Origin of the sequence: Streptomyces sp. 8K308 (assembly GCF_004348315.1) — a bacterium.
Classification (GTDB): Bacteria; Actinomycetota; Actinomycetes; order Streptomycetales; family Streptomycetaceae; genus Streptomyces.
This window is the reverse complement of record NZ_SMKC01000480.1, coordinates 1-4,225: the sequence shown is the minus strand read 5'-3', so window position 1 is coordinate 4,225 and position 4,225 is coordinate 1. Positions and strand designations below refer to the sequence as shown.

Sequence of the window (4,225 nt, the reverse complement as noted above, 5' to 3'; positions counted from 1 at the left end):
CGAGGAGGGAGGCGGTCAGGGTGCCGCCGGAGATGAGGACCAGTTCCCTGCGTGTGACGTCCATGGGTGCACCACCTGTGATGTCATTGAGCGCCTGGGCCGCGCCGGGCAGGGTCCAGGGCAGCGGGGTGGGTCGTTGGGCGGGGTCGTCGGCGAGCCACTGAGGCCATGGTCGCTCATCTACCAACTGGCGTGGAATACCCAACTCGTCCGCGATGAGGTGTTGGGTGGGGCGGTCGGGGGTGCGGTCCTTCTCCCAGTGGCACACCCCGTCGCGCCCCGTCCCCAGCGGTCGGCCCGCCTCGACGCTGCGTCGGCGAATGCGGCGCGCGAACTCGGCCTGCGTCAGGTCACGCGCCTCGCGGGCGCGTTTGAGCAGGTAGCCGAGGGGGCGCTTGGTCTTGGGGGAGGGGCGTGTGCTGGTCATCCTGCCTCCGCTCTCACCTGTCTGCGGACACACGCGGTAAACGAAATGTAGCGGAGCGCTTCGCATCACGGCGGTCAGCGGGTGTTGCTCCTTGTTGCTCTCGGCGGCAGCGGGTGGCAACGCGATTGACCTACCGCCGAGTTCGTGACGTCGGCAGCGTTGAAGGGCCGCCATCTCGCCGTCGAGATCCGCCCTGGAGGTCACGCCCATGCCGCCGTTGCCGAACCGCTTGCTCATCTGTGCAGACGACGTCCGGGGCCGCTGGCTGGCCACCGGCGGAGAGAAGCCGGTCAGGGAGTCCGGCCTCGTGGAGCACACCCACCAGCTGCTGGCCGGCCTCGTGCGCCGGCACCCCGGCACGCGCGTCACCGTGGCCTACACCGGCGCCGCCGAACCCGGGCCGCCGGCGGAGCTGTTGATTCCGGAGGGCGTGCGGGTACGGGCACTTCCCATCGCGACGCAGTTCCCGGAGTTCTTGAACGACCGCAGCGACCGGACCTGCCCGATCCGCACGCACCGCTGCTACGAGGGCGCGGTCGACCAGCCGGACAACGCGCTGTGGCGCTCACTGGCCGAGCAGTACGCCAAGGCCGTGAAGGAGGCAGGGGCCACGCACGTGGTGGCGCAGAACATCGACCCCGTCGTCGCGCTCGTCAAGGCCAGGGAGATGGGCCTGGTCTGCGCCGACCTGCGCGTCACCGGCCTGATCCACGACGCGGTGGACACCGGCCGCCGGTTCGGGTTCCTCGCACGCCGGGTGCTCGGCAGCGCGTCGGGCGTGCGGTTGATCGCGGGCTCGGGCTCCGTGTGCCGTGCGCTGCTCTCCTCCGGCGTCCCGGAGAGCGCCATCAGCACGGTGATCAACGGCATGGACGCCGGCCGCTTCCGGTCGCTGGTGGCTCGGGCCAGGGCGGCCGGGGCGTTCCGCCGGGTCCGCGAGCGCAACGGTCTCGACCCCAGGCACGGCGTGATCCTGGTGCCGGGTCGGCGCGTGCCCGGCAGAGGCCACGAGGACGTCATCCGGGCGGCGGAGGTGCTGGTTCGCCGTGGCCGGCTGCGGAACGCGTGCGTCGCCATCACCGGCGCCGGCCTCGTCGACCCGCGATGGCCCGCATACCAGGACCACCTGGCCCGGCTGATCAGGGAGGCCGGCGTGCGCGACCACGTGCATCTCCTCGGGCCGCTCAGCCGGCTGGAGATGGCCGCCTGCTACGGCTCCTGCGACCTGGTGGTCCACGCGCCGCGGATGCCCGGGCCGCTGGGTTACAGCCTGATCGAGGCGATGCTCGCCGGCGCCCCCGTCATCACCACCGCCCAGGGGGGAGCCCGGGAGGTCATCGACCACGGCCGTAACGGGCTGCTCGTGCCGCCCGGCAGACCGCCGGCCCTGGCTGAGGCCGTCGAGACGGCGCTGACGAACCGCGAACTCCACAACCGGCTGGCCGTCGCCGGCCGCGCGACCGCCGGGCGGCTCACCCAGGACGCCATGCTCGACGGCTACGAGGCCGCGCTCACCCGCGCCGTCCGCACGCGGGCCGGCCGTGGTCGGACGGGCGCGCGATGACGCACAACCTCGTCGACATCGACGTCGACCTCCGGGCGCTGACCGTCTTTCAGCGCGAGTGCATCTCCTGCGCCGTGTGCGGCCACTTCCTCGCCGACGCGCCCGCCACCCGCCCCTTCGGCCGGGGCCAGCTGATGGCCTGCGCCCCCGCCTGCCCGACGGACGAGCCGACGGAACCCCGGGACTCCTGGCCCGCCACCAAGGCGGAAGCCGCGCTCTTGGTCACGCTCATCGCCGCGATCGCCCTCGCGGTCCTCGGCATGGCCTCGGGACCGCGCGCGGTCACCGGCCCCGGGCCGTGCCGGGCCGCCGCCTGTTCCCCGCCGAGCGACCCGACGACGTGAGGAAGGAGACGGCACCTTGATGCGCGAGGGCCCATTCGACGTCCAACTGGTGCGCGACGCGTTCCTCGGCGAGCACAGCCTGCGCCCTCCGGGGGCCGCCGACACGGTCCTGGCCTGGCGTTTCCACCTGGCCGGCCGGGCGGCGGAAGCGGTCGGCTGGGTGTGGGCGGAACTGGGCAGGCCAGGACCGCACCACGAGGGTGAGCACGGTCGGCGTGCCGGCGAGTGGCGGTTGCTTGGCTATCAGGTCGACCTCGCCCGACTCCGCCGGCACGAGCCCATGTCCCTGACGCTCGGCCCCCAGCGCTGGGCGATACGACCCGTGCGCGTACTCCGCTTGATCCCTGTGGCCTCCGGGCCGCCGCCCGCCCGTAGCGCTGGCGCCGCGCAGCCGTGAGCAGCTCCCGCACCGCTATCTCCCCGGACGATCGAAGGAGACCGTCGTGGCGACCACCCTCGACCACGCCTACCACCAACTCCCCGACCACGCCGCCGCCCTGTACCGGCTGATCGGCCTGCATCCTGTGCCGGAGATCAGTGCGGAGGTGGCTTCGGCGGCGTTCCAGGACGATCCCTTGTCGGCACTGGAGGCCCTGCTGGAGGCCGGCCTCGTCAGCGAGTTGCCTCCGGCCGGCGGCGGCCAGGACCGCTACCGCATGTTGGCCGCCGTCCACGGGCACGCCGCCGCCCAGGCCGCACAACACGAGACCGAGCGGTCCAGGACGGCGGCCATGCGACGGATGTGCGACTCCTACGTGCTGTCCGCCGCCGCTGCCCGAGTACGAGACTCGAGCCCTACCGGACCGCCGCGCAGCCCCAGGCCCACCCCGAGCCCCACGCGTCGTTCGCCGGGCCTCGGCAGGCGCTCGACTGGCTGAGGGCGGAGTACCCGGCCCTGCTGGCGATCGTCCGCAGCGACCGCGTTCCAGGCCACGTCGCCTATCAGCTCGTCGGCTCGCTCTGGCCGCACTGGAACAGCTTCGGCATCGGCGAGGAGGCCCGTGCCGCCCACCGCATCGGGCTGACCGCCGCCCGCGGCGCGCGCGACCGGGCGGCCATCGGCCGCATGCTCGTCAACACGGGCCTCACGGAACTCGCCACCGATCCGCGGCATGCTCTCGGCCTGCTCTTCGAGGCGAAGGAGCACTACGCCGCCGCCGGCGCCCCGCGGAACGCGGCCAGCACGATCCACCACCTCGCCCTCGCCCACGAGGCCCTGGGACGTGAGGACCACGCCGAGGCGTTGTGGTGGCGCGCGGTCGCCGAGTGTCGACACGAGGGCGAGGAACGCACCTCCGCCCTGGCCCTGACCGCGCTCGCCCAACGCGCCAACAACACCGAGCGGTACTCCGAAGGCGCCGCCCTGGCCAGCACCGCCTACGACACGCTCATCCTCAACAGCCCCGCACCCGATCAGCACGGCGCGGCCCTCGCACAGACGCAATGGGCGCGCGCTGAAGCCGGCGCCGGCAACGACGACCGCGCCCGGGACCTTCTCAACGCGGCGATCGAGACCCTCAGCGGTCTGGGCGCCTCGCTGCCCTGCGGCAAGGCGCTGATGCAACTCGCCGCTGTGCACATCGCCACCGGCCGCGTCCCGCAGGCCCTCGACTGCTACCACTTCGGGGCTCACCTCGCCCGGGACCGAGGCGACATGGACGGCCTCGTCTCGATCCAACGCGCGCTCGACGCGATCCCGAGGCATCAGCCGACCGCCTGATCCCGGTCCCGTGATGCCACAGCGCGGTGCGCGTCCTGCCGGCGCGGGAGTGTCATGAATCAGGTGTGGATCTCCCCGAAGGAGTCACCTGATGAGTACGACGACTGATCGCCTGATCGAGACGGCTGGCGGCGTGTCGCTTGCCGAGGTAGGCGGGAGCGCTGAGGGTA

General features: G+C 72.8%; 5 protein-coding genes. 4 read left to right on the top strand and 1 reads right to left on the bottom strand.

Annotated features, from left to right (window positions below; all coding sequences use genetic code 11):
* On the bottom strand, window positions 1–427 hold a 427-nt coding region (locus tag E1265_RS34350), incomplete at its 3' end, for a helix-turn-helix transcriptional regulator (RefSeq protein ID WP_132934870.1).
* Between the two features lie 229 nt (window positions 428–656).
* Between E1265_RS34350 and E1265_RS34345 the strand changes: the two genes are divergently transcribed.
* The 4 genes from E1265_RS34345 (at window position 657) to E1265_RS34325 (ending at window position 4,055) form a co-directional block, all read left to right on the top strand.
* Window positions 657–1,991 carry a glycosyltransferase family 4 protein gene (locus E1265_RS34345; protein WP_165953982.1) on the top strand — a complete coding sequence of 445 codons (1,335 nt, stop codon included), beginning with the start codon at window positions 657–659 and terminating at the stop codon, window positions 1,989–1,991.
* Window positions 1,988–2,335 (top strand): hypothetical protein, encoded by a 348-nt coding sequence (locus E1265_RS34340; protein ID WP_132934868.1) that lies wholly within the window; start codon window positions 1,988–1,990, stop codon window positions 2,333–2,335. The genes E1265_RS34345 and E1265_RS34340 overlap by 4 nt, the downstream gene beginning before the upstream one ends.
* 19 nt (window positions 2,336–2,354) lie before the next feature.
* Window positions 2,355–2,732: a hypothetical protein gene (locus tag E1265_RS34335; protein ID WP_132934867.1), complete on the top strand. Its 378-nt coding sequence runs from the start codon at window positions 2,355–2,357 to the stop codon at window positions 2,730–2,732.
* A gap of 345 nt (window positions 2,733–3,077) precedes the next feature.
* On the top strand, window positions 3,078–4,055 hold the full coding sequence (locus E1265_RS34325; protein WP_165953981.1) for a hypothetical protein: 978 nt from the start codon (window positions 3,078–3,080) through the stop codon (window positions 4,053–4,055).
* Window positions 4,056–4,225: the final 170 nt, after the last annotated feature.

Excerpts from the sequence above, each read along its gene's own strand:
- E1265_RS34340 (WP_132934868.1), top strand. The coding sequence starts at position 1,988 with ATGACGCACAACCTCGTCGACATCGACGTCGACCTCCGGGCGCTGACC.
- E1265_RS34335 (WP_132934867.1), top strand. The coding sequence starts at position 2,355 with ATGCGCGAGGGCCCATTCGACGTCCAACTGGTGCGCGACGCGTTCCTC.